This window comes from Cupriavidus sp. 09_S30 (assembly GCF_056930435.1).
Genome location: NZ_JBXOWI010000001.1, coordinates 3,770,991 through 3,793,571, shown reverse-complemented (window position 1 = coordinate 3,793,571; position 22,581 = coordinate 3,770,991). Strand labels below are relative to the sequence as shown.

The 22,581-nt window shown below is 67.8% G+C and carries 21 protein-coding genes and 2 pseudogenes; 15 read left to right on the top strand and 8 right to left on the bottom strand.

Annotated features, from left to right (window positions below):
- Positions 1-140: 140 nt before the first annotated feature.
- Both AC1Z3O_RS17760 and AC1Z3O_RS17755 read left to right on the top strand, forming a co-directional pair.
- On the top strand, positions 141-758 hold the full coding sequence (locus AC1Z3O_RS17760; RefSeq protein WP_483517649.1) for a glutathione peroxidase: 618 nt from the start codon (positions 141-143) through the stop codon (positions 756-758).
- A 200-nt stretch (positions 759-958) separates the two neighbouring features.
- Positions 959-1,747: an oxygen-binding di-iron domain-containing protein gene (locus AC1Z3O_RS17755; protein WP_483517009.1), complete on the top strand. Its 789-nt coding sequence runs from the start codon at positions 959-961 to the stop codon at positions 1,745-1,747.
- 84 nt (positions 1,748-1,831) lie between these two features.
- Here the strand turns inward: AC1Z3O_RS17755 and gstA are convergent, their stop codons facing one another.
- The gene (gstA, locus tag AC1Z3O_RS17750) at positions 1,832-2,458 is read right to left on the bottom strand and encodes a glutathione transferase GstA (protein WP_483517008.1); all 627 of its coding nucleotides are present in this window, start codon (positions 2,456-2,458) and stop codon (positions 1,832-1,834) included.
- Between the two features lie 114 nt (positions 2,459-2,572).
- Between gstA and AC1Z3O_RS17745 the strand changes: the two genes are divergently transcribed.
- Entirely contained in the window at positions 2,573-3,505 is a 933-nt protein-coding gene (locus AC1Z3O_RS17745; protein ID WP_483517007.1) for a LysR family transcriptional regulator, read from the top strand.
- Positions 3,506-3,549: 44 nt separating this feature from the next.
- Here the strand turns inward: AC1Z3O_RS17745 and AC1Z3O_RS17740 are convergent, their stop codons facing one another.
- From AC1Z3O_RS17740 to AC1Z3O_RS17725, 4 genes are all read right to left on the bottom strand, one after another.
- Positions 3,550-4,287 carry an aspartate/glutamate racemase family protein gene (locus AC1Z3O_RS17740; protein ID WP_483517006.1) on the bottom strand — a complete coding sequence of 246 codons (738 nt, stop codon included), beginning with the start codon at positions 4,285-4,287 and terminating at the stop codon, positions 3,550-3,552.
- A gap of 897 nt (positions 4,288-5,184) precedes the next feature.
- Positions 5,185-6,606: a dihydropyrimidinase gene (hydA, locus tag AC1Z3O_RS17735; RefSeq protein ID WP_483517005.1), complete on the bottom strand. Its 1,422-nt coding sequence runs from the start codon at positions 6,604-6,606 to the stop codon at positions 5,185-5,187.
- 12 nt (positions 6,607-6,618) lie between these two features.
- A complete protein-coding gene (locus AC1Z3O_RS17730; RefSeq protein ID WP_483517004.1) occupies positions 6,619-7,347 on the bottom strand; it encodes a maleate cis-trans isomerase family protein in 729 nt (242 codons plus the stop codon).
- A gap of 86 nt (positions 7,348-7,433) precedes the next feature.
- Positions 7,434-8,732 carry an MFS transporter gene (locus AC1Z3O_RS17725; RefSeq protein ID WP_483517003.1) on the bottom strand — a complete coding sequence of 433 codons (1,299 nt, stop codon included), beginning with the start codon at positions 8,730-8,732 and terminating at the stop codon, positions 7,434-7,436.
- Between the two features lie 184 nt (positions 8,733-8,916).
- Between AC1Z3O_RS17725 and AC1Z3O_RS17720 the strand changes: the two genes are divergently transcribed.
- From AC1Z3O_RS17720 to AC1Z3O_RS17690, 7 genes and pseudogenes are all read left to right on the top strand, one after another.
- A complete protein-coding gene (locus AC1Z3O_RS17720; RefSeq protein WP_483517002.1) occupies positions 8,917-9,645 on the top strand; it encodes a GntR family transcriptional regulator in 729 nt (242 codons plus the stop codon).
- Positions 9,642-10,490: a fumarylacetoacetate hydrolase family protein gene (locus tag AC1Z3O_RS17715; RefSeq protein WP_483517001.1), complete on the top strand. Its 849-nt coding sequence runs from the start codon at positions 9,642-9,644 to the stop codon at positions 10,488-10,490. The genes AC1Z3O_RS17720 and AC1Z3O_RS17715 overlap by 4 nt, the downstream gene beginning before the upstream one ends.
- 256 nt (positions 10,491-10,746) lie before the next feature.
- Positions 10,747-12,027, top strand: coding sequence for a M20 aminoacylase family protein (locus tag AC1Z3O_RS17710; protein WP_483517000.1), 1,281 nt, complete (start codon positions 10,747-10,749; stop codon positions 12,025-12,027).
- A gap of 231 nt (positions 12,028-12,258) precedes the next feature.
- On the top strand, positions 12,259-12,564 hold the full coding sequence (locus tag AC1Z3O_RS17705; RefSeq protein WP_483516999.1) for a transposase: 306 nt from the start codon (positions 12,259-12,261) through the stop codon (positions 12,562-12,564).
- Between the two features lie 8 nt (positions 12,565-12,572).
- Positions 12,573-13,349: an IS3 family transposase gene (locus tag AC1Z3O_RS17700; RefSeq protein ID WP_483514962.1), complete on the top strand. Its 777-nt coding sequence runs from the start codon at positions 12,573-12,575 to the stop codon at positions 13,347-13,349.
- A 79-nt stretch (positions 13,350-13,428) separates the two neighbouring features.
- The gene (locus AC1Z3O_RS17695) at positions 13,429-14,478 is read left to right on the top strand and encodes an IS110 family RNA-guided transposase (RefSeq protein WP_483514960.1); all 1,050 of its coding nucleotides are present in this window, start codon (positions 13,429-13,431) and stop codon (positions 14,476-14,478) included.
- 12 nt (positions 14,479-14,490) lie between these two features.
- Positions 14,491-14,685, top strand: a pseudogene (locus AC1Z3O_RS17690) (IS3 family transposase); the annotation flags it as partial.
- A gap of 630 nt (positions 14,686-15,315) precedes the next feature.
- Here the strand turns inward: AC1Z3O_RS17690 and AC1Z3O_RS17685 are convergent.
- Complete coding sequence (locus AC1Z3O_RS17685) at positions 15,316-16,158, bottom strand: AraC family transcriptional regulator (RefSeq protein ID WP_483516998.1); 843 nt, start codon at positions 16,156-16,158, stop codon at positions 15,316-15,318.
- Between the two features lie 152 nt (positions 16,159-16,310).
- Here AC1Z3O_RS17685 and AC1Z3O_RS17680 point away from each other — a divergent pair, with 152 nt between their 5' ends.
- Entirely contained in the window at positions 16,311-17,507 is a 1,197-nt protein-coding gene (locus AC1Z3O_RS17680; protein WP_483517648.1) for an MFS transporter, read from the top strand.
- Positions 17,508-17,593: 86 nt separating this feature from the next.
- Here AC1Z3O_RS17680 and AC1Z3O_RS17675 read toward each other — a convergent pair whose 3' ends face one another.
- Both AC1Z3O_RS17675 and AC1Z3O_RS17670 read right to left on the bottom strand, forming a co-directional pair.
- Positions 17,594-18,898, bottom strand: coding sequence for a M20/M25/M40 family metallo-hydrolase (locus AC1Z3O_RS17675; RefSeq protein ID WP_483516997.1), 1,305 nt, complete (start codon positions 18,896-18,898; stop codon positions 17,594-17,596).
- A gap of 68 nt (positions 18,899-18,966) precedes the next feature.
- On the bottom strand, positions 18,967-19,509 hold the full coding sequence (locus AC1Z3O_RS17670; protein WP_483517647.1) for a MarR family winged helix-turn-helix transcriptional regulator: 543 nt from the start codon (positions 19,507-19,509) through the stop codon (positions 18,967-18,969).
- Between the two features lie 128 nt (positions 19,510-19,637).
- Here AC1Z3O_RS17670 and AC1Z3O_RS17665 point away from each other — a divergent pair, with 128 nt between their 5' ends.
- From AC1Z3O_RS17665 to AC1Z3O_RS17650, 4 genes and pseudogenes are all read left to right on the top strand, one after another.
- The gene (locus tag AC1Z3O_RS17665; RefSeq protein ID WP_483516996.1) at positions 19,638-20,591 is read left to right on the top strand and encodes an EamA family transporter; all 954 of its coding nucleotides are present in this window, start codon (positions 19,638-19,640) and stop codon (positions 20,589-20,591) included.
- A 155-nt stretch (positions 20,592-20,746) separates the two neighbouring features.
- The gene (locus AC1Z3O_RS17660) at positions 20,747-21,025 is read left to right on the top strand and encodes a hypothetical protein (RefSeq protein WP_483516995.1); all 279 of its coding nucleotides are present in this window, start codon (positions 20,747-20,749) and stop codon (positions 21,023-21,025) included.
- Between the two features lie 144 nt (positions 21,026-21,169).
- A complete protein-coding gene (locus tag AC1Z3O_RS17655) occupies positions 21,170-22,150 on the top strand; it encodes a Bug family tripartite tricarboxylate transporter substrate binding protein (protein WP_483516994.1) in 981 nt (326 codons plus the stop codon).
- Positions 22,147-22,371 (top strand): annotated as a pseudogene (locus tag AC1Z3O_RS17650) (carotenoid oxygenase family protein); the annotation flags it as partial. The gene AC1Z3O_RS17655 and the pseudogene AC1Z3O_RS17650, both read left to right, overlap by 4 nt.
- Positions 22,372-22,581: the final 210 nt, after the last annotated feature.

Here is a 22,581-nt window from a genome sequence, read left to right as displayed (position 1 = left end):
CCCGCGCGCCGCCAGGCGGGTTCCTTACTCTGCCCGCGCCCAGTCCGCGCGCCGGGCGGCATACACTACAGGCGAACAGACTTCCGGAGCCTTTCGCCATGACCGCTTCCCCGACTGCGCCCTTGCTTGCACGCCACGACATGGCCAGCACCCGCGGGCTTGCCCTGCTCGGCGCCGCCCTGCTGGCGCTGGCCGCCGCCGCGCTGCCGCCGCCGGCCGCGGCGGCCGACATGTCCACGCCAGCGCCGGCCGCCGCCGCTGCCCGCCCCGGCGCCTGCCCGGCCTCGCTGGATTTCCGCTTCCCCCGCTTGCAGGATGACGCGCAGCAGGACCTCTGCCAGTACGCAGGCAAGGTCGTGCTGGTGGTCAACACCGCCAGCTATTGCGGCTTCACGCCCCAGTACGAAGGGCTGGAAGCGCTGTACAGCAAGTACCGCGACCGTGGCCTGGTGGTGCTGGGCTTCCCGTCGAACGACTTTGCGCAGGAGCCGGGCTCGGCCAAGGAGATCGCCGATTTCTGCTACAACACCTACGGCGTCAAGTTCCCGATGCTGGGCAAGACCCATGTGCGCGGCAGCGAGATCAATCCGATGTATGCCTTGCTGGCCAAGCAGACGGGCACCACGCCGAAGTGGAACTTCTACAAGTACCTGATCGACCGCAACGGCCAGGTGGTAGCCAGCTTCAACAGCCTGACCAAGCCTGACGACAAGCAGTTCGTCGGCAAGATCGAGCAACTGCTCGACAGCGCGCGCTGAGCCTGGTCGCGCCGCGGCCCGGCACGGCCCCGTGCCCGGGCAGCGGCAATGGCGCCCGCTCGGCGCCTTTCCTGCCACTTCTTGACCTGCGTCAAACCGCCGCGGCACGCGTCTGATTATTTTCGACGCTTGCGCGCCATCGGCCGCCCGCGTCGGCGCCATCCCTTGATCATCCGGCGCGTGCGCGAGGAAGCGAGACGATGGCAATCACGCTGTATGAGGCGGACGGGCACACCTGCCTGATGTTCGCCGACCTGGTCGAGGAGGAGCACGGGGAGGTCGTGCAGACCAACCAGTTCCTGGTGGTCGACGATGGCCACGGCGCCTTGATCGACCCTGGCGGCAACATGACCTACGGCGAGCTGTACCTCGCCATCAGCCGCTATTTCCCGCCCAAGCAGCTCGACTACGTGCTCGCCTCGCATGCCGACCCCGACATCGTGGCCTCGGTGGGCCGCTGGTTGACGGCGTCGGACAGCAAGGTGCTGATCTCGCGCGTGTGGGCGCGTTTCCTGCCGCATTTCTGCCAGGCGGGCAAGACGGCGGGCCGCATCGTCACCATTCCCGACAGCGGCATGTGCATCCCGCTGGGCCGCAGCACGCTGATGGCGGTGCCCGCCCACTTCCTGCACTCCGAGGGCAACTTCCAGTTCTACGACCCGCTCAGCAAGATCCTGTTCTCGGGCGACCTGGGCGCCGCCATGACCAGCGCCGCCGAGGCGGGCACGGTGGTCACCGATTTCGACGCCCACGTCGGCGCGATGCTGCCCTTTCACCAGCGCTATATGAGTGGCAACCGCGCCTGCCGGCTGTGGGCCGATATGGTGCGCGAGCTGGACATCGAATGGATTGTGCCGCAGCACGGCCCGTCGTTCCGCGGCAAGGCGATGGTGGCGCGCTTCATCGACTGGGTGGCCACGCTCGAATGCGGGCTCGACCTGCTCAAGCCGGACCACTATCGCCTGCCGCGCGGCCCGGGCGCGCGCTGAGGGAGCCGCGAGGGCGCCCGGAGCGGGCCGGGCCGCAATGGCGCCTCAGTCTGGCGCCTCGGCCTGACGCCTCAGTCCGGCACCTCAGTCGCGCGCCAGTCCCTCGGCCACCAGGGCTTCGCGCACCTTGGGACGCGCCGCCACGCGCGCCAGGTAGGCCTGCAAGGCCGGGTAGGCGCCCAGCGCGATGCCCAGGAAATTGGCCCAGTTGACCACGGTGAAGCAGTAGGCATCGGCCACGGTGAAGGTGTCGCCCATCAGGTATTCGCGCCGTGCGAGATGCGCATCGAGCTCGGCGAAGCGCTGCGCCAGCTTGGCCTTGCAGGCCTCGCGCGTGCTGGCGTCGGTTTCCTTGTGCCACAGCCAGGGGCTGAAGACCTTGTGCAGCTCGGTGGCGACCAGCGCCAGCCAGCCCACCGCTTCGATGCGCTCACGCGTGCCTGCGGCCGGCAGCAGAGCGCGCTCGGGCACCCGATCCGCGATGTATTCCAGCAGGGCCACGCCCTCCGTGTGGCGCGAGCCGTTGTCGAGCTGCAGCAGCGGCACGTAGCCGCGCGGGCTGATGGCGTAGAAATCGTCGTTGCCATCCTCGGCCTCGGCCAGCTTGTGCGTGGCCAGGTCCACGCGCGCCAGGGTGAAGGGCAGGCCGGCCTCGCGCAGGGCGATATGCGTGGCGAGCGAGCAGGCGCCGGGTGCGTAGTAGAGCTTCATGTTTGGTTTCCTTGAGAACCTTGGGAATCTTGAGAAGGCCGCCTCGTCTTGTGGCAGCGGCCGGGCCAGTCTAGGATTGCGTGAGCGCAATCGCAATGCGCGCCCATGCAAATCATGACTGCACAATCGCAATACCAACTCGCCTCGGCCGATCTCGATGTGGTGCTGGCACTGACGCGTGGCGGCACGCTGGCCGAAGCGGGGCGGCGCCTCGGCGTCGACGCCTCGACCGTGTTCCGCGCGCTGCAGCGGGTGGAGAAGGGGCTAGGGCGGCGCCTGTTCGAGCGCAGCCGCGCGGGCTACCTGGCGACCGAACTGGCGCAGCAGTTCGCCCAGCACGCCGAGCGCATCGAGGCCGAACTGGAGGCCGCGCGCGGCCACGCCGCCGGCAGCGCCGGTGCCGTGTCCGGGCTGGTGCGCCTGACTACCACCGACACGGTGCTGCACGCGCTGGTGCTGCCTGTGCTGCCGGCGCTCGCCCGCGAGCACCCGGGCCTGCGCTTCGAGCTGACCGCCACCAACGAGCTGGCCAGCCTGAGCCGGCGCGACGCCGACATCGCCGTGCGCGCCACGCGCCAGCCGCCGCCCCACCTGATCGGCAAGCGGCTGGGCCCCTTGCGCGTGGCCGTGTTCGCCACGCGTGAGCTGGCCGCGCGCGTCGCCCCATTGCCGGCGCAGCAGGACGGCGCGGCGGCCGCGCCCGGCTGGGATGCCGCCGCGCTGTCGGCCCTGCCCTGGATCGGCCCCGACGAGGCGCTGCCCGAGCATCCGTCCGTGCGCTGGCGCCGCAAGTTCCTGCCGCGCGTGGTGCCGCAGTATGGGGTCAACAGCATCGGCAGCGTGGCGGAGGCGGTGGCGGCGGGCCTGGGCGCGGGCGTCATCTCCCTGGCCATCGCCGCGCGCAGCCCGCACCTGGTTGCGCTGACGCCGCCGATCGAGGCGTGCGACACGGACCTGTGGCTGCTGACCCATCCCGAATCGCGCCACCTGCGGCGCATTGCCGTGGTGGTGTCATACCTGGCCGGGCAGATCGCGCAGCCGGGCTAGCCGCCGCGCTGGCGTTGCGCCAGCGCGGCGGCAATCGCGCGTTCTCAGGCAAGCAGTTGCGCCAGCGCCGGCGGCAGTCCGGCATTGGGCTTGCGCGGCGGCCGCGCGAAGCTGCCCTCGCGCGCGCCCCGCGGCGCCAGCGCGACCAGCGATTCGCAGTGCCGCACCGCGCTCGACACGCCGTCCACCACGGGCACCGGGATGCGGTCCTTGAGCTCGCGCGCCAGCCCCGCCAGCGGCGCGCCGGCCACGATGATGACGTCGGCGCCATCCTCGCGCACCGCCTGCAGGCTCAGCTGCTCCAACCGCGCGGCATGGTCCTGCTGCACGCTGCCGATGTCGCGCAGCGGCTCCTGCAGCGAACGCACGCTGGCCAGTCGCGACGACAGGCCGTTGGCGGCGACGCATTCGCGGTACCAGGCTTCGATGCGGTGCGAGATGGCGATGATCGAGAAGCGCTGCCCGAGCAGGGAGGCGCTGGCCAGTGCGGCCTCGGTCATGCCGACCACCGGTACGTCGAACAGCTCCTTGAGGCCGGCCAGGCCGGGGTCTCCGAAGGCCGCGACGACCAGGCCGTCGAACTTGCCCGCGTGCTCGGCGGCGGCGCAGGCGGTGGCGTAGCCGCCAACCAGGGCTTCGAAGCGGGTTTCGATGTAGGCGACGCCGAAGGGGGCGGTGGCCATTGTGAGTTGTGTGTTGGGGGAGGCGGTGCGTTTGGCTTCGGCTTCGATTAGGTCGGTGACGGATTGGGAGGTGTTGGGGTTGATGATGAGGAGTTGCATGGTTGGGTCTCCTTGTGTGTTTTGTGTGTTTGCTGGTGGCGTTGGTTGATTGGGCCGACGGCCTGCTGTTGGATGATCGGGCGTTGGCTTGCTGATGCTTGCGGTGCTGGTTGTTTGGGACAACAGCCTGTTTCGACTCCCCTGCGGGGAGCCGACTCACTTTCTTTGTCTCGCCAAAGAAAGTAAGCAAAGAAAGGCGACCCGGGTGCGGCGAAAGCCCCTCGCGAATTTGCCCCGGCCGCCGCGCCCGTCCGAACTCGCGGCCTGCGGCCGCTCAGACAGCGGACGGGCTTCATCGGCGGCCGGGGCAAATTCGCGAGGCGCCGCACACGGGAGGGAAAGGCCAAACCATCGGTATGCGGTCGGACTCGCACATGCGAAATCGCTTGCTCTGCTGAGCCCTTGTGTTCGGCCAGCTCGCTGGCCGAACACCTACCACCCGAAGCGAAGCGAGGCGTGGCGTCTGTTCACTGCCGTGTGCGGCGCCTCGCGGGCTGGGGCAAAGAGCGGAAAAGAGGGCCCCCTGTCTGAGGATCGCCTTAAGGCGATCCGAGTTGGGGCCCGGCCGCTCTTTGCCCCAGCCCGCGAGGGGTCTTTGAGCCGCACCCGGCGCGCCTTCTTTGCCTACTTTCTTGGCAAGACAAGAAAGTAGGTCGGCTCCCCGCAGGGGAGTCGAAACAGGCCGTTGTCACGCAAACCGACACCGCTCGAATCTAAGCGCCGCGCACCGAGTCATCGGAGTCGAAACAGGCCTTTGCCTCGCAGACCGACACCGTCTGAATCCAGGCGCCGCGCACCGAGTCACCGGAGTCGAAACAGGCCGTTGCCCCGCAGTCCGACATGGCTGGAAATTGCCGAGACCTAAGACCATCGACAGCCCAGCCAAGCCAGTCAGCCTCAATCCATCACCGGCGCCCCCGCCGGCAAGAAACGCCCCCGCCCGGGCACGGGCTCCAGATACCGCCCATCCTCCACCAGCATCTCGCCCCGAGAGAAACAGTGCACCGGCCACCCAGTCACCTCAATCCCCTCATACGGCGTGTAATCCACCGCATGATGCAGATCCGCATTGGCGATGCGCACCTTGCGCGCAGGGTCCCACAGCGCGATGTCCGCATCGGCGCCCACCGCAATGGTGCCCTTGCGCGGATAGAGGCCATAAAGCCGTGCCGGCCGGTAGGCAGTCAGCTCGACAAACTGGTGCAGCGACAGCTTGCCGCGCGACACGCCGTCGAACAGCAGCGGCAGCCGCGTCTCGATGCCGGGCACGCCGTTGGGGATGTGTTCGAAGGACGGGCGCTCGCCGCCGGGCTGCTTGCCGGCCGGGTCGTCGTAGTTGAAGGGCGCGTGGTCGGAGGAGAACACGCTGAACACACCGCCGGCCAGCGCGCGCCAGACCGCGGCCTGGTTCTCGAGGTCGCGCGGCGGCGGGCTGCAGACGCACTTGGCGCCTTCGTAGCCGTGGTCGCCGGGCAGGCCCATGTCATCGGCGGTCAGGTACAGGTACTGCGGGCAGGTCTCGGCCAGGATGGACAGGCCACGGCCCTGGGCCCAGCGGATCTGCTCGATGGCCTCCTTGCCGGAGACGTGCACGATCAGGATGGGCACGTCGACCAGCTCGGCGAAGGTGATGGCGCGGTGCGTGGCCTCGCGCTCCACCGCGGCCGGCCGGGCCAGGCCGTGGAAGCGCGGGGCGATGCGGCCTTCGCCGATCAGCTTTTCCGTGAGCCAGGAGATGCAGTCGGAGTTCTCCGCGTGCACCATCACCAGCGCGCCGTTCTCCTTGGCCACTTCCAGCACGGACAGCATCTCCCGGTCGGAGAGCTTGAGGTCGTCGTAGGTCATGTAGACCTTGAACGAGGTGTAGCCCTGGCGGATCAGTGCCGGAAGCTCCTCGCGCAGCACCGTGGGGGTGGGGTCGGCCACGATCAGGTGGAAGCCGTAGTCGGCCACGGCGCGGCCTTCGGCGCGCCGGTGGTAGTCGGCCACCGCCGCCGTGAGCGAACCGCCTTTCTCCTGCGCGGCGAAGGGGATCACGGTGGTGGTGCCGCCGCATACGGCGGCGCGCGTGCCGGTGAAGAAGTCGTCGGCCATGCGCAGGCCGTCGGGCATGGGCTGGTCGAGGTGACAGTGGCCGTCGACGCCGCCGGGCAGCGCGAGCAGGCCGCTGGCGTCCACTTCGCGCGTGCCGCGCGGCAGCCCGTGGCCGAGCACGGCGATGCGGCCGTCGCGCACGCCGATGTCGCACTGGAAGCGGTCCGACGCGGTCACCACGTCGGCGTTGCGGATGACGAGATCCAGGGTGTCGGTGGCGGACATGGTCGGCTTTCCTTATTCCACTTCGCGGAAGAGCCGGCCCCAGCCGGTGAGCGCGCGCGTGTCCACGCCGGCCAGGCGCAGCGACTTCCACACCACGGTGGAGATGGTGTCGTACAGCGGGATGCCGGTCTCGGCCTCGAGCGCTTCGGCCAGGTGGGCGGCGCGCAGGTTGGTGCAGAAGGTGGTGATGGCCTGCGGGCGCGCTTGCGCCACTTCGCGCACCATGCGCGCGATAGTGGCCTCTTCCACCTCGGCGAAGCTGTAGTTCACGTGCAGGTCGAGATGGCGCTCGGCCACGCAGTCGAAGCCGCTCCTGGCGTAGTTGTCGACGATGCGCTGCTGCACGTCGCCGAGGTAGGGCGTGGCCAGGCCGAAGCGGCGCGCGCCGGTCTTTTCCAGGATCTCGTTGAGCGCCAGCACCGAGGTGGTGGCGGGGATGCCGGTGGCCTCGGTGATCTGGCGGCACAGCGCCTCATCGCGCTCGAAGCCGAGCCAGCCGGAGGAGGTGCCGTTCCAGCCGATCACGTCGACTCTGGCGTCGGCCAGCAGCCGTGCCGCGCCGAGGATCTTGTCGAGGTCGAACTGGCCCAGGGCCTGGTCGCGCAGCGAGATCTCGGTGACGGTGAAGCGCGAGAAGTGCGCGCTGACACCGGGCAGGCCGCTCACCATGGCGCTGGTAATCGGTTCCAGCGCGGTGTTGGAGGACGGCGTCAGCATGCCGAGGCGGATGGGTTTGCTCATGGGTTTGCTCTCAGGAGTTGGCGCATGGCGGCGCGGCATGGGTCGCCGCGCCGCTGCGCTTGTCGCTTGTCGTTGCTGGCGCCGCCTCAGACGGGCAGCTTCTTTTCGTAGTCGATCGCGGTCGAGGTGAGCAGCAGGCCCACGCCGGCAGCCGCGAAGAACATCAGCGCGAGGAAGTAGGAGCCGGTGTACTGCACGATCATGCCCACGATGATGGGCACCGAGATGCCGCCGATATTGCCGCCCAGGTTCATCAGGCCGCCGAGGACGCCCACCTTGTTGCGGGTGCCCAGGATGGACGGGATACACCAGAACAGGCCGCACCAGCGCAGGAAGAACAGCGTGGAGGACAGCAGGGCGACCACCAGCACGTCGTCCTTGACGTAGGCCACCGAGAAGATCGACACCGTGGCCACCACCGCGGCGATGCCGAACAGGGTGCGCATCACGCGGTTGGGCGAGCCGCCGGCGGCCTTCCACTTGTCGGCGATCCAGCCGCCGATCAGTTCACCGACGAAGCCGGAGAAGAAGATGATGAAGCTGGCACCGCCCATGGCCTTGATATCGAAGCCGTGCACCTTGTTCAGGTAGTTCGGCATCCAGGTCAGCAGGCCGTAGAACACGGTGTTGAAGCACATCCAGCCGAGCGCCATGCACCACACCGAACGGTACTTGAAGAAGTCGAGCGAGCGGCCCGACAGGTTGGCCGGCTCGGCGCGGTGCTCGCTGGCCTGCGCCTCTTCGATGTACTGCGCCTCGATGTCGTTGACGCCCTTGTGCTCGCGCGGCGAGTTGCGGATGTAGTACCAGGCAAACGCGCCGGCCAGCACCGTACCGACGCCGGCCACCACGAAGGACAGGCGCCACGAGCCCAGCGCGGTGATCAGCCAGGTGATGATGATGGCACCCAGCGCCGCGCCCAGCGGCGCGCCGCCGTCGAGCAGGGTGGCACCGCGGCCGCGCTCGTTCTGGGTCATCCAGATGGCGTTGAGCTTGCCGCCGGCCGGATAGATGGGTGCTTCCGCCGCGCCCAGGCCCAGGCGGGTCAGCAGCAGCGAAGTGGCATTGGTGCAGACCGCGGCCAGGGCCTGGAAGGCGCCCCAGAACACGGTGGCGGTGGCGATCACGATGCGCGGCTTGTACTTGTCGGCGAGCATGCCGCCGGGCACCTGCATAAACGCGTAGGTCCAGAAGAAGGAACTGAGGATCAGCCCCTGCATGGTCGGGCTCAGGTCGAACTCCTTGGCGATCAGCGGCATGGCCACCGAGAGCGAGGCCCGGTCGATGTAGTTGATCGCGATGAGGAACAGCATCATCAGGAAGATCTTCCAGCGCACGGAGCTCCTGGTCTCCGCTAGCGCGCCGGCCCGGCTGGTGGTTTGCATGACGTCTGTCTCCTTTTTCCTGGGTGGAAGTGGGTCGTTATGTGTGGTGTGTCGCGCAACAGGCCGGAGTATAGGATACGTAATCTGTAATTACAACTTGTGTAAGTCACTGATTTTATTATGATGAAAGCGCACAATTTTGGTGTGTGATAGCCTTGCGGTGGTGCATTTCCCCCTTTTGGTGATGTCTGTGACACAAACGCTTGCCTCCACCCCCCGCCTGCGCACGCTCGGCATGTCGGCCGAGATCGCTGCCCGGCTGCGGAGCATGATCGAGGAGGGCGAACTGCCGCCCGGCGCCCGCATCGACGAGCGCGCCTTCAGCGAACTGTTCGATGTCTCCAAGACGCCCTTGCGCGAGGCGCTCAAGGTGCTGGTGTCGGAGGGCCTGGTGCTGCACCGGCAGTACATCGGTTACCGCGTGGCGCCGCTCGACCTGGACGAACTGCGCGCCACTTTCGAGACGCTGCACGGCCTGGAGGCGCTGGCCGGCGAGCTGGCGGCCGCGCGCCTGTCCGAGGCCACCCTGGCGCGGCTGGAGCGGCGGCATCTGGCCATGATCGATGCGCACGCCGCGGGGCGGCGCACCGAGTACTTCCGCATCAACCAGGAAATCCACCAGCTGATCATCGACGGCGCCGCCAATCCGGTGCTGGCCGGTATCTACGCCGCGCTGATGAGCAAGGTGCACCGCGCACGTGGCGCGGCCAACGCCGACACCTTGCGCTGGCAGGAGTCGCATGAAGAACATGAAGCCATCATGGCCGCGCTGCGCGAGCCCGGCCGTCCGCGGCTGGCGCAGGTACTGCGCAGCCATTCCGAGAACACTGCAAGAGAAGTCCTGAGCGTGGTCGAGCGGAGCTTGTCCGAGCCCGCCCGCCGGCTCGCCACTGACAACAAAGGAAGACGATGAGACTAGTAAGAGTGGGCCAGCCCGGCGCCGAGCGCCCGGGCCTGATCGATCATGAGGGGCGCGTGCGCGACCTGTCCGGCGTGGTCGCCGACATCGGCGCCGCCGACCTCTCGCCCGCGGCGCTGGCACGGCTGGCGCAGGTGGACGCGGCCTCGCTGCCCGTGCTGGAGGGCGCGCGCTTCGGCGTGCCCTGGAGCGGCATCGGCAAGATCGTCGCGATAGGCCTGAACTATGCCGACCATGCTGCCGAGGCGGGCATGCCGCTGCCGGCGGAACCCATCGTCTTCCTGAAGGCCAACAGCTCGCTGAACGGTCCCGACGATGCCGTGATGCTGCCCTTCGGCTCGCACAAGACCGACTGGGAAGTGGAACTGGGCGTGGTGATCGGCACCGTCGCGCGTAATGTGGCGCGTGAGTCGGCGCTGGAGCACGTGGCCGGCTACTGCGTGGTCAATGACGTCTCCGAACGCGAGTTCCAGATCGAGCGCGGCGGCACCTGGGACAAGGGCAAGGGCTGCGACACCTTCTGCCCGGTCGGCCCCTGGCTGGTCACGCGCGACGAGGTGGCCGACCCGCAGGCGCTCGGCCTGTGGCTGGAGGTCAACGGCGAGCGCGTGCAGAAGGGCAGCACCGCCACCATGGTGTTCGACGTGGCCACGCTGGTCAGCTACGTCAGCCGCTTCATGACGCTGCACCCCGGCGACCTGATCTGCACCGGCACCCCGCCGGGCGTGGGCATGGGCTTCAAGCCGCCGCGCTTCCTCAAGGCCGGCGACACCATGCGCCTGGGCATCGACGGCCTGGGCGAGCAGCAGCAGAAGGTGGTCGCCTACGGCGAACGCTGAGGCTTGCATGGCCGCCCCGCGCACGAGGCGCGGGGCGCGTGCCGCGCAAGCGAGGCCGCTCTGCGCAGCCGCCCGAAGGGTTCCCGCACGAAACCTTTTCATACAAGCTGCAAAGTTTGCACACAAAGCGTGCCGCGGCAGCAACAGTTGCGGCATCGAAAACGCCCCAGGGCCGCGGAAATGCGGCCGCGCCATTCCCCTGGGGTTTTCACCGTGAAATACTGTGCTGACATGTCTTGCCGGAATGAGCACCGCCATGTCGGAACACGCCCCAGAGCTCGAGACCCTTCTCGACACCCCGCCTTCCGCGACCGCCGATTCCATTGACGGCCCCCCCTTGCAGCAGGCCCTGTCGCGCCGCCGGCGCTACAGCGGGCTGGCCGACACGTTGGACAGCCGCGAGGAATTGCTCGCCATCCGCCACTGCATCCACCAGCATCCGGAACTGGCCTTCGACGAGGTCCATACTGCCAAACTGGTGGCCGCCCGGCTGGAGGCCTGGGGCTACCAGGTGACGCGGGACGTGGGCGGCACCGGCGTGGTGGGCACCCTGCGCTGCGGGCAGGGCAGGCGCAGCGTCGGCGTGCGCGCCGACATGGACGCGCTACCAATCCACGAACGCACCGGCCTGCCCTATGCCAGCATTCACGAGGGCCGCATGCATGCCTGCGGCCATGATGGGCACACGGCCATCCTGCTGGGCGCGGCGCGCCAGCTGGCGCGCACGCGCAACTTCGACGGCACCGTCCACCTGATCTTCCAGCCCGCCGAGGAAATCGGCGCCGGCGGCGGCGCCGAGCGGATGCTGGCCGACGGCCTGTTCGAACGCTTCCCCTGCGACGCCATCTTCGGCCTGCACAACCACCCCGGTGTGGAAACCGGCACCTTCCTGTTCCGCGCCGGTCCGCTGATGGCGGCCTGCGACACCGTGGCCATCACCATTCGCGGCAAGGGCGGCCACGCGGCGCGCCCGCACCAGTCGGTCGACCCCATCCTGGTGGCCGGCAGCCTGGTGATGGCGTTGCAGTCCGTGGTGGCCCGCAACATCGATCCCAACGAAACCGCGGTCGTCACCATCGGCACGCTGCATGCAGGCCACGCGCCCAACGTCATCCCGGACAGCGCGCGCATGGAACTGAGCGTGCGTTCCTTCTCCCCCGAAGTGCGCGCGGCGCTGGAAGCGCGCATCCGCCAGCTGGTCAGCGCCCACGTTGAAGGCTATGGCGCCACGGCCGAGATCGACTACCAGCGTGGCTACCCGGTGCTGGTCAACAGCGAGCGGGAGACTGAGTTCGCGCGGCAGGTGGCGGAGGAACTGGTCGGCGCCGACAAGGTGGTTGCGCCCTGTGCGCGGATCGCCGGCAGTGAGGACTTTGCTTACTTCCTGCAGCAGCGGCCTGGTTGCTTCGTGCGGTTGGGCAACGGTGTTGGGAAGCCTTTGCTGCATAACGCTGGTTATGACTTCAATGATGAGTTGTTGACAGTGGGGGCGGCGTACTGGGCGAGGTTGGTGGAGAGGTATTTGGAGAGGGAATAGCTATCGCGGCGTCTTGTCCTCATCGGGCGGCAGGGTGCTGGTGTGGGCGGTGTTGGTTGTTCTGGCCAGCGGCCTGCTGTTGGATGAGCGGGTGTTGGCTTGCTGATGCTTGCGGCGTTGGTTGTTTGGGGCAAAGGCCTGTTTCGACTCCCCTGCGGGGAGCCGACTGTAGTGGTCCAATGATCTTGGACACCTCAAAAGGTAGACTTTCGGTCAACCAGTGAGGTGTAAATGGGACGTAAAGATTTCTCGGACGAGTTCAAGTCAGATGCGGTCAATCTGGTCTTGGAGCAGGGCTACAGCGTCAGTAAGGCCGCGCAGGCGCTGGGCATTGGCGAGACGGCACTGCGCCGCTGGCTGGGCCAGCGGCAAGCCAAGGCCAAACCGGCGCAGAGCCCGGTCACGAGTGATCTGACCCCGGAGCAGCGCCGCATCCGGGAGTTGGAGCAGCAGGTGGCGCAGTTGGAGCGGGAGCGTGACATCCTAAAAAAGTCCACGGCCTTCTTCGTCAAGGAACTCGATCGCCATACGAAGTGATTTGGCTGATGGAGAAGGCGTGGCCGGTCGCAGTGATGTGCACGCTGCTGGGAATGCCGCGTAGCAGCTACTACGCGTGGAAGGCCAGAAGGGATCGACCGCGTGCCCAGCGTCAGGCGCTGGTGCACGAGGTCAGGGTGATCCATCAAGCCAGCGGGCAAAGCTACGGTAGTCGTCGGATGGCGCAGGAGCTGCGGCGACGCGGCCACGACATCGGCCGGCACCGGGCGCGCGGGCTGATGAAGGAAGCCGAGGTCGTCGTACGCGCTCGGCGCCGGCATTACTACAGCAAGGGCGGCACATCGTCGGCCATCGCGCCAAACCGGCTCAATCGCCAGTTCGAGGTGGCTCGGCCCAATCGGGTCTGGGCTGGGGATGTGACATTTATCTGGACCCAGCAAGGCTGGCTCTACCTTGCCGTTGTGATTGACCTGTACTCACGGCGCGTGGTGGGCTGGGCCTTTTCGTCTTCGGCTGACACGCGCCTGGTGAGTCGGGCGCTGAGGCTGGCGCTGGAGAGCCGACGCCCCGACAAAGGGCTCATGTTCCACTCGGATCAGGGCAGTCAGTACTCCAGTCTCGCATTCCAGGCGATGCTGCACGACGAGGGCATTACCCCCAGCATGAGCCGAGCCGGCAACTGCTGGGATACTCAATCCAAAATACGCTTCGAACGTCGGACCGATCTGACCCGTGCTGGGATTGGCCGAACTGCCTTGGCGTTGACCTGTCGATCGGGTTCCGGCGTTCCCCGAGCATTGCCGGGCCCAACGTTTGTGACCTGATAGGAGCCTTGTCCTGCACCGTGAGTGTCCTGTCCTGCGAGTGGGGTTGGCGATGTGCCCACTACAACGGAAAACACGCATGGAACAAGACGAAGTGATTCTGGGTGTCGACACGCATTTGGATAAGCATGTTGGGGCGGTGATCAGCGGCACGGGCAAGCTCCTCGGCACGCAGTCGGTATCGGCCGACACCAATGGCTATCTCAATCTTCTCACCTGGGCGAGCTCGTTCGGACGCTTGTGCCGCGCTGGAGTCGAAGGGACCGGCACCTATGGGGCTGGCCTGGCCCGCGTGCTACGCGATCATGAGATCGAGGTACTGGAAGTCAATCGTCCTGACCGGGCGGCGCGCCGATCTCGCGGGAAGTCTGATCCCACCGACGCGGAAAATGCCGCGCGAGCGGTCCTCGCCGGGAAAGCATCGGCGATTCCCAAAGAGCAGTCCGGAGCAGCCGAAGCGATGCGAGCGGTCTCTGTTGCTCGTCGCAGCGCCGTCAAAGCCAAGACGCAGGCAATCAATCAGTTGCGGGCATTGCTCGTGAGCGCGCCGCAGGACATCCGAGAACGTCTTCTGAAGACGAAGACGGCGGAATGCGTTGCGAGCTGTGCACGGCTACGCTCGTTGGGCGACACACCGATGTTGCAAACGCTGGCGACCACGCTGCGCTTGCTGGCAAAGCGCTATCTCGCGCTGGTGGAAGAGCTCAAGACGCTTGATACCATGCTCGAACGCCTAACCCTCCAGCATGCCAGGCGGCTTCGTGACCGATTCGGCGTTGGACCTCAAACGGCGGCAGTACTTGTTGCCGTTGCGGGCGACAATCCCGAACGCCTGAAAAGCGAGGCAGCGCTCGCGGCGCTTTGCGGCACGAGCCCATTGCAGGCATCCTCTGGAAAAACGGTCCGGCATCGCCTGAATCGTGGTGGCGACCGCGCTGCAAACAACGCCTTATGGACCATTGCCATGGTACGCATGCGCAGCGATCCACGAACACGGGCGTACGTCGAGCGGCGGACCAAGGAAGGCATGTCGAACAAGGAAATTCATCGCTGTCTGAAACGCTATATCGTCAGGGAGCTGTACCCGCTCATTCTGGCCGACCTAGCCGATTCAGCCTGCGCCACTTGACATAGGAGCGTCAACGCAGTGGTGGAGCGGTTTTTCTGCTCACTGAAGGGCGAACGCATACGGGACCGGGCCTACCGCGACCATGCTCAGGCCCAGGCGGACATCACGGACTACGTGCTGTTCTTCTACAACCAGCAGCGATTGCACTCGGCGGCGATGAACATGCCGCCGGCCGAGTACGAGGCTTTCAAACGAAGGGCTGCCTGAAAAAGTGTCCAAGATTACTTGACCACCACAGACCTACTTTCTTTGTCTCGCCAAAGAAAGTAGGCAAAGAAAGGCGACCCGGGTGCGGCGAAAGCCCCTCGCGATTTTGGCGTGTCCGCCGCGCCCGTCCGAACTCGCGTCCTGCGGCCGCTCAAACAGCGGACGGGCTTCATCGGCGGCCACGGCAAATCGCGAGGCGCCGCACAACGGGAGGGAACGGCCAAACCGTCGGGACGCGGGTGCCATCGGTACTGCCCATTCCGTCGGAATTGCGAAGTCTTCGGTGAACCGGCAGCTTCGCTGCCGGTTCACCCGCCACCCGATGCGAAGCGAGGCGTGGCGTCCTTACCCTGCCGTATGCGGCGCCTCGCGGGCTGGCTGAAAGAGCGGAAAAGAGGGCCCCCTGTCTGAGCATCGCCGTAAGGCGATGTGAGTTGGGGCCCGGCCGCTCTTTCAGCCAGCCCGCGAGGGGGTGTTAAGCCGCATCCGGCGCGCCTTCTTTGCCTACTTTCTTGGCAAGACAAGAAAGTAGGTCGGCTCCCCGCAGGGGAGTCGAAACAGGCCTTTGGCCCAAACAACCAACGCCGCAAGCCTCAACGCGCAAACGCAGCAACAACCAACAAGCAACGATCACCGAAAAAACCCACTAGGCGGCACCCCAAACTGCCTCCTGAACATCGTAGAAAACGCACTAGGACTCTCATACCCAAGATCCAGCGCCACATCCACCACCTTAGCCCCGGCGGCCAGCCGCTCCAACGCAGCCAATAGCCGCGCCTGCTGCCGCCACTGCCCGAAGGTCATCCCGGTCTCGCGCGCAAAGCGGCGCTGGATGGTCTTGGGATCCACGCCAAGCAGCTCACCCCATTGCGCCAGCGTCAGCGCCGTATCGGGAGACTCGGTAAGCGCCTGGCAGATCCGGCGCAGTCCGGCGTCGGTGGGGCGGGGCAGGTGCAGCGGCAGCGTCGGGACCAGCATCACCTCGTCGAGCAACAGTCGCATCAGCCGGCCATTGCGCGAATCGGGCGCGTAGAGGGGCGGGATGTCGATGGCCGCGAGGATCAGTTCGCGCAGCAGCGGTGAGATGCCGAGCACGGTACAGCTTTGCGGCAGCCCGGCCGCGGCATCGGGGCGGATATAGGCGGTGCGCATCTGCACGCGGCCGACCATGCGGATCCAGTGCACGGTGCCCCCCGGCATCCACATGCCGCGCGTGGGAGGCACGATCCACTGGCCTTCGCCGGTGGACACCACCATCACGCCATGCACCGCGTGGATGAGCTGGGCATGAGGATGCTGGTGGGGCTTGGTGATGTGGCCGGGCACATAGTCGGCCGCCATCGCTGTCACCGGCATCGGGCTGCGGTCGTAGCGCAGGTAGGCGGGAGATTCGGCGAAGGTGTCGGCGCGTTCCAGCGAGGCGGGGTCGGGGGCGGGTAGCGCGGTGCGGCGTGGACGGGCGGTGCGCGACATGTCCTTTTCTCCAAGGTTCCGGCCCTATTCTCGCAGGACAGGCGCGGGGGCGGCAATTAGGATTGCCAGACGATTCCCAAGTTGCCACACAATCAAGCGCCCCAATGTCCACTCCTGCCCAATCCGCACCGGCCGGCACCGCCCAGTCGGCCATGCCGGCCGAGCGCCCCGCCGATACCGAGAGAACCGGCTTCCGCGTCTTGTCGGCGATCAGCTTCGCCCACTTCCTCAACGACATGATCCAGTCGCTGATCCTGGCGATCTATCCCATGTTGAAGGGGGGCTTCAACCTGAGCTTCGCGCAGATCGGCCTGCTGACGCTGACCTACCAGATCACCGCCTCGCTGCTGCAGCCGGTGGTGGGCCTCTACACCGACCGCCATCCCAAGCCGCGTTCACTGGCCGTCGGCATGGGCTTCACGCTGTGCGGCCTGCTGCTGCTGTCGGTGGCGCCCACCTACGGCGTGCTGCTGGTGGCGGCCGCGCTGGTGGGTACCGGCTCGTCGATCTTCCACCCGGAATCCTCGCGCGTGGCGCGCATGGCCTCGGGCGGCCAGCACGGCCTGGCGCAGTCGATCTTCCAGGTGGGTGGCAACGGCGGCAGCGCGATGGGCCCGCTGCTGGCGGCGGGGATCGTGCATCGCCAGTCGAGCGTGGCATGGTTCTCGCTGGCGGCGCTGCTGGCCATCTTCGTGCTGTGGCAGATCGGCGGCTGGTATGCGCGGCAGCTGGAGCACGGCGCGCGCAAGCGCAAGGCGGGCGCCGGCGCGCTCAAGCCGCTGCCCACCGCCACCGTGGTGCGGGCCATGGTCGTGCTGATGGCGCTGATCTTCTCCAAGTACTTCTACATGGCGAGCCTGAACACCTACTACACCTTCTACCTGATGGAGAAGTTCGGGCTGGCCCGCGAGAGCGCGCAGATCTACCTGTTCGTGTTCCTGTTCGCGGTGGCCGCGGGCACCATCCTGGGCGGGCCGATCGGCGACCGCATCGGCCGCAAGCGTGTGATCTGGGCCTCCATCCTGGGCGTGGCGCCGTTCACGCTGATGCTGCCGCACGCCAACCTGTTCTGGACGGGTGTGCTGTCCTTCATCATCGGCTTCATCCTGGCCTCGGCCTTCTCGGCCATCCTGGTGTTCGCGCAGGAGCTGATCCCAGGCAAGGTGGGCATGGTGTCCGGCCTGTTCTTCGGCTTCGCCTTCGGCATGGGCGGCATCGGTGCCGCCGTGCTGGGCAGGCTGGCGGACGCGCACGGCATCGAGTCGGTCTACCAGCTGTGCGCCTTCCTGCCGCTGCTGGGGTTGCTGGCGGTATTCCTGCCGGACCTGCGGCACAGGAAGCCGGCCTGAGCCTGAGCCGGCAATGAAAAACGGGAGCACAGGCTCCCGTTTTTTTTCCTCGGGCCGCCCCGGCAGGGGCAGCTCGTACCGCGCTTTCAGCGAGCGGCCTTGTCCTGCGACACGTCCATGATCATGCGCGTCAGCAGGTAGAGGCGCGGCGCCACCGAATTCAGGTCGACGTACTCGGCGTCGTTCGAGTGCGCGCCGAAGCCGCGCAGGCCGAAGCGTTCGATCACCGGCGCCTTGGTGGCCGCGGCGGCGAAGGCCGCGTCGGTGCCGCCGCCTTCGGCGGTGTCGAACACCGCCAGCTTCTCGCCGATCTCGGCATAGACGCCCTGCGCGTGCGCGGCCAGCGCGCGCGAGGCCTGCGTGGCCTCCAGCGGCGGGCGGCGGCGCTCGAACTTGACCTCGACCTTGGTATCCGGGATCAGCTGCTTCTTCACGCGCTCCTGCAGCGTGCGCTCCAGCGCATCGTAGTCGGCCGTGCGCAGCACGCGGACGTCCGCCTGCGCGCTGGCGATGGCGGGGATCACATTGCGGTTGGTCCCGGCCGAAGCGACGGTCCAGTTCACCTTCAGGCCGGTGGCCGGGTCGGACAGGTCACGCATCTGCAGGATCTGGTGCGACAGCTCGTAGAGGGCGTTGCGCCCCTGTTCCGGCGCGCCGCCGGCATGCGAGGCCTTGCCGTGCACCTTGAGCAGCGCGGCGCCGATGCCGCTGGTGGCCAGCGAGAGGCGGTCACCGTTGACGCGCGTGGCCTCGCAGGAGAACACCGCATCCTGTTCGGCGCCGAGCCGGCTCAGCATGGCGCGCGCGCCCGGCGAGCTGATTTCCTCGTCGCCGTTGATCAGCACCGTCAGCGTGCCGTAGTCCTGGAAGTTCATCTTCTTCAGGATGGCCAGCGTGTGCAGGATCACGGCCACGCCGTTCTTGTCATCGGCGATGCCCAGGCCGTAGGCGCGGTCGCCCTCGACGCGGAACGGCTGCTGCGCCAGCATGCCGCGCAGGTAGACCGTGTCCATGTGGGCGATCAGCATGATCTTGCGCTTGCCCTTGCCGTGGAACTGCGCCAGCACTGCCTTGCCGACCTTCTCGGGCGTGTCTTCCATCCGGTAGACCTCGCTCGGCTCCACCAGCCGGGCGTCACCGCCGAGCGCGGCGAGGCGGTCGCGGATCAGCGTGGCGATGCGGTCCAGGCCCTCGAGGTCCTTGCTGCCGGATTCGATCGACACCAGGTCCTTCATGGTGTCGATCAGGGCCGGCTTTTCCTGCTGGGACAGCTTCCAGGCGGGCTCCATCGGCGCGGCTAGGGCCGGCGCGGCCAGGCCGGCGCACAGCGCGGCGCAGGCGGCCAGCAGTGTCAGCGGACGAGCGTGTCGAGGGGAAAACGAGAGGTGCATGCGGAGTCTCCGTTGACGGATCGTGGTTGTAATCGGGGTTGTAATGAGCAAAACAGGGGCGCCGCCGCTCAGGCCGGCGGCTCGAACGACAGTAGCAGGCGCCGCAGCAGGCCGGCGAGCTGGTCGCGCTCGGCCGAATTGAGCCCGGACAACAGGCGGTGCTCATTTTCGAGGTGGACATCGAGCGCGCGATCCACGCGCTCAAGGCCAGCGGGCGTCAGTTCGATCAGCAGGCCGCGGCGATCTTCCGGATTGGGGCTGCGGCGCACCAGGCCGGCGCGCTCCAGGTGATCGAGCCGGTTGGTCATGGTGCCCGATGTGATCATCAGCGAATCCAGCAGCGCGCCGGGCGACAGCGCGTGCGGGGCGCCGCTGCGGCGCAGCGTGGCCAGCACGTCGAACTCCCAGCCGTTCAGGCCGGCCGTGGCCAGCGCGGCCTCGACGGCGCGGCCGACATGGCGGTCGAGCCGCCGCAGGCGGCCGATCACGCCCATCGGCGAGGCGTCCAGGTCCGGCCGCTCGCGCGCCCACTGCGCGAGGATGCGGTCGACGCGGTCGGGCTGCTGCGCCGGTGCGGTCGCGTCCTGGGCGGGAGCGGCGGCGCGTGCCATCCGGCGTGCGGGAGCGGGCGTCTTGGTGCGTGTGGCCATGGGCTGCGGGATGACATCGAGGCAGGAATCTTGACATCAAGATATTGGTTTCGTAAAGTGGAATGTATCTTGATATCGAGATTCTTGATATGAAAGCAGACCGAGCAACGCCGGCGCGCGGACTGGACACCCTGCTGACCGCGCTGGGTCCGGCCATCTGGGGCAGCACCTACCTTGTCACCAGCCAGTGGCTGCCCCCGGGCCAGCCGCTGCTGTCGGGCGTGATCCGCGCCCTGCCGGCGGGCCTCGCGCTGCTGCTGCTGGGCCGGCGCCTGCCGCGCGGCGCATGGTGGTGGAAGGCAGCGGTGCTGGGCATCCTCAATATCGGCTTCTTCCAGGCCATGCTGTTCATTGCCGCCTATCGCCTGCCGGGCGGCGTGGCAGCTACAGTCGGCGCCATCCAGCCGCTGCTGGTGGTGGGGCTGGCCTGGGCGCTGCTCGACACCCGCCCGGGCGCGCTCGCTTGGGCTGCCGGCGCCGGTGGGCTGCTGGGCGTGGCCTTGCTGGTGCTCGGGCCCGCGGCGCGGCTGGATGCCGTCGGGCTGGCGGCGGCCAGCGCGGGCGCCGTGTCGATGGCCGTCGGCACCGTGCTGACGCGGCGCTGGCGCCCGCCCGTGGCGCCGCTGGTGCTGACCGGCTGGCAACTGTGCAGCGGCGGCCTGTTCCTGCTGCCCTTCGCCCTGGCGCTGGAGCCGCTGCCGGCCACCCTCAGCGCGGCCAACCTGGCCGCCTACGCCTGGCTCGGCGTGGCTGGCGCGGGCCTGAGCTACGCATTGTGGTTCCGCGGCATCGCGCGGCTGCCGGCGCCGGCCGTGTCGGCGCTCGGCCTGCTGAGTCCGGTGGTGGCGACCTTGCTGGGCTATGCCGTGCTCGGCCAGGGCCTGACGCCGGTGCAGCTGGCGGGTGCGCTGCTGGTGCTGGCCAGCGTCTGGCTGGGGCAGCAGGGCGGTGCGGCCGGGGCGCGGCCGCCCATGCGGGCAGCCGCAGTGGCGGCCGAGGCGGAGGCCGAAGCACGTGCGGTGGGCGGCGGGCGTCGCGCGTAGGCGATGGCTGCAGCGGTGATGCCCCGATACAAGCGGCACGGCATGCACGTAGCGGCTGGTCGTGGCCTGTTCCAGCATCTGTCGACATCTGCTGGCATCTGCCGGCCAGGCGCGCCAGCCGCAGCGGATGTTGCTGCGCAGAATTTTGCGGCATCATGGCAGGCATGACGCCAGATGTTTCCTCCACCCCGCCCACGGATGCGGCACCGGCCTGCGCGCGCTGCCTCGCGCTGGCGGCCGACGCGCGCCGGCGCGAGCCGCACTCGGGCCTGGCCTTGCAGCATACGGCGCCGGTCACGGAGCGCAGCGAGGCCGGCGTGTCCTACAGCAAGCTGACCTTCGTCTGCCGTGACTGCGGCACCGAATGGCGGCTCTACGACCGCGCCGGGGAGCCCTTCGTGTCGTGGGCACCGGCGCGCCCGCTGGTACGCTAGCCAGCGGGCCGGAGGGCCGGGCGGCCGAGCGGCCGATCGGCTAAGATGGCGTCCTTGCTGCGCACCGCCTCGCGCACGTCGCAGGGGCAGCCGCGCACAGGACTGCATCCCGCCCTCGTTCATCCTTCGTTGCATCCTCCTCCCATGGTTCTCTCTACCTGCCTCCGCCCGCTGGCCGCCATCGCGCTCGCCGGCTGCGCGTTTGCCGCCTCGGCCGCAGCCGACAGCTTTCCCAACCGGCCGATCCGCCTGATCGTGGCTTATCCCAGCGGCGGCATCAGCGATACCGTGGCACGCGCGCTGGGCGAGAAGCTGTCCGCGCAGATGGGCATTTCGGTGGTGGTGGAGAACCGCGGTGGTGCCGGCGGCAGCATCGGCATGGACGCCGTGGCCAAGGCCCCGGCCGACGGCTACACGCTGGGCTTCTCGTCGACCAGCCCGCTGACGCTGACCCCGCATGTGGCGCACGTCAACTACGATCCCCAGCATGACATCGCGCCGGTGATCAGCGTGATGTATTCGCCGGTGCTGGTCGTCGCTACGCACAGCTTCGCCGGCAAGACCTTCCAGGACCTGCTGGCCCAGGCCAAGGCCAAGCCCGGCTCGGTCCGCTGGGCCACCTCGGGCCAGGGGACCATCGGCCACGTGATGCTGGAGCAGATCAAGGCCAAGGCCAAGGTCGACCTGATCATGGTGCCGTACAAGGGCGCGGGCCAGCAGCTGAACGATGCGCTGGGCGGCCAGTTCGAGGTGATGAGCACCAATGCCAGCCCGATGCTGACCCAGCATATGCAGGCTGGCCGCCTGCGCCCGCTGGCCGTGGGCGCGCCCAAGCGCCTGGATGCGCTGCCCGGCGTGCCGACCTTCGCCGACCTGGGCATCCCCAAGGCCAACCTGACCTCCACCTTCGGCATCTTCGCGCCGGCCAGGACGCCGCCGGCCATCCTGGCCAAGTTGAATGCCGAACTAAACAAGGCGCTGGCCGAACCCGACGTGCGCGACCGCCTGCTCAAGGGCGGCGTGGTGCCCACCGGCGGCACCGCGGCGCAGTTCGCCGCCGCGATCCACAGCGAGTACGAGGACAACGCGCGCATCGTGCGCGAAGCCGGCATCAAGGCGGACTGAGGACGCGCAAGGCGGCAACGCTGCGCGGCTCGATCAGGTCGAGCCGGCAGCCGAACCGTGCCGAACTTCGCGGCATCGTCCGCTACAACCTCGAGCAAGGAACGGTCGCACCTTCCGATGTGCCGGAAGGCGACCTGAACACCGAGCCGGTGTTCGTGCCGCGTGCCGGATCGTCCGCCGAAGACGAGGGTTGGGTGCTCGCGTGGGCGTACCGTTGCGCATCCGATACCAGTGCACCCGCTCGCCACTCAGCGTTCCGCCGGCGCCCTCGCGCCGTGAAACCCTGGCGGCATACGCCTCGGCAGGTGTACCGCCGCAACCGGTCCCTCGTCGATGCAGCGTGCGTCGAGATATGACTAACATGATGACCGGCTGCCGCCCCTAAAAATGCTATCATTCTATTGTTAGAATGTTTAATGGGTTGACGGAGG

Excerpts from the sequence above, each read along its gene's own strand:
- AC1Z3O_RS17760 (WP_483517649.1), top strand. The coding sequence starts at position 141 with ATGGCCAGCACCCGCGGGCTTGCCCTGCTCGGCGCCGCCCTGCTGGCG.
- AC1Z3O_RS17755 (WP_483517009.1), top strand. The coding sequence starts at position 959 with ATGGCAATCACGCTGTATGAGGCGGACGGGCACACCTGCCTGATGTTC.
- gstA (WP_483517008.1), bottom strand. The coding sequence starts at position 2,458 with ATGAAGCTCTACTACGCACCCGGCGCCTGCTCGCTCGCCACGCATATC.
- AC1Z3O_RS17745 (WP_483517007.1), top strand. The coding sequence starts at position 2,573 with ATGACTGCACAATCGCAATACCAACTCGCCTCGGCCGATCTCGATGTG.
- AC1Z3O_RS17740 (WP_483517006.1), bottom strand. The coding sequence starts at position 4,287 with ATGCAACTCCTCATCATCAACCCCAACACCTCCCAATCCGTCACCGAC.
- hydA (WP_483517005.1), bottom strand. The coding sequence starts at position 6,606 with ATGTCCGCCACCGACACCCTGGATCTCGTCATCCGCAACGCCGACGTG.
- AC1Z3O_RS17730 (WP_483517004.1), bottom strand. The coding sequence starts at position 7,347 with ATGAGCAAACCCATCCGCCTCGGCATGCTGACGCCGTCCTCCAACACC.
- AC1Z3O_RS17725 (WP_483517003.1), bottom strand. The coding sequence starts at position 8,732 with ATGCAAACCACCAGCCGGGCCGGCGCGCTAGCGGAGACCAGGAGCTCC.
- AC1Z3O_RS17720 (WP_483517002.1), top strand. The coding sequence starts at position 8,917 with ATGTCTGTGACACAAACGCTTGCCTCCACCCCCCGCCTGCGCACGCTC.
- AC1Z3O_RS17715 (WP_483517001.1), top strand. The coding sequence starts at position 9,642 with ATGAGACTAGTAAGAGTGGGCCAGCCCGGCGCCGAGCGCCCGGGCCTG.
- AC1Z3O_RS17710 (WP_483517000.1), top strand. The coding sequence starts at position 10,747 with ATGTCGGAACACGCCCCAGAGCTCGAGACCCTTCTCGACACCCCGCCT.
- AC1Z3O_RS17705 (WP_483516999.1), top strand. The coding sequence starts at position 12,259 with ATGGGACGTAAAGATTTCTCGGACGAGTTCAAGTCAGATGCGGTCAAT.
- AC1Z3O_RS17700 (WP_483514962.1), top strand. The coding sequence starts at position 12,573 with ATGGAGAAGGCGTGGCCGGTCGCAGTGATGTGCACGCTGCTGGGAATG.
- AC1Z3O_RS17695 (WP_483514960.1), top strand. The coding sequence starts at position 13,429 with ATGGAACAAGACGAAGTGATTCTGGGTGTCGACACGCATTTGGATAAG.
- AC1Z3O_RS17685 (WP_483516998.1), bottom strand. The coding sequence starts at position 16,158 with ATGTCGCGCACCGCCCGTCCACGCCGCACCGCGCTACCCGCCCCCGAC.
- AC1Z3O_RS17680 (WP_483517648.1), top strand. The coding sequence starts at position 16,311 with ATGCCGGCCGAGCGCCCCGCCGATACCGAGAGAACCGGCTTCCGCGTC.
- AC1Z3O_RS17675 (WP_483516997.1), bottom strand. The coding sequence starts at position 18,898 with ATGCACCTCTCGTTTTCCCCTCGACACGCTCGTCCGCTGACACTGCTG.
- AC1Z3O_RS17670 (WP_483517647.1), bottom strand. The coding sequence starts at position 19,509 with ATGGCACGCGCCGCCGCTCCCGCCCAGGACGCGACCGCACCGGCGCAG.
- AC1Z3O_RS17665 (WP_483516996.1), top strand. The coding sequence starts at position 19,638 with ATGAAAGCAGACCGAGCAACGCCGGCGCGCGGACTGGACACCCTGCTG.
- AC1Z3O_RS17660 (WP_483516995.1), top strand. The coding sequence starts at position 20,747 with ATGGCAGGCATGACGCCAGATGTTTCCTCCACCCCGCCCACGGATGCG.
- AC1Z3O_RS17655 (WP_483516994.1), top strand. The coding sequence starts at position 21,170 with ATGGTTCTCTCTACCTGCCTCCGCCCGCTGGCCGCCATCGCGCTCGCC.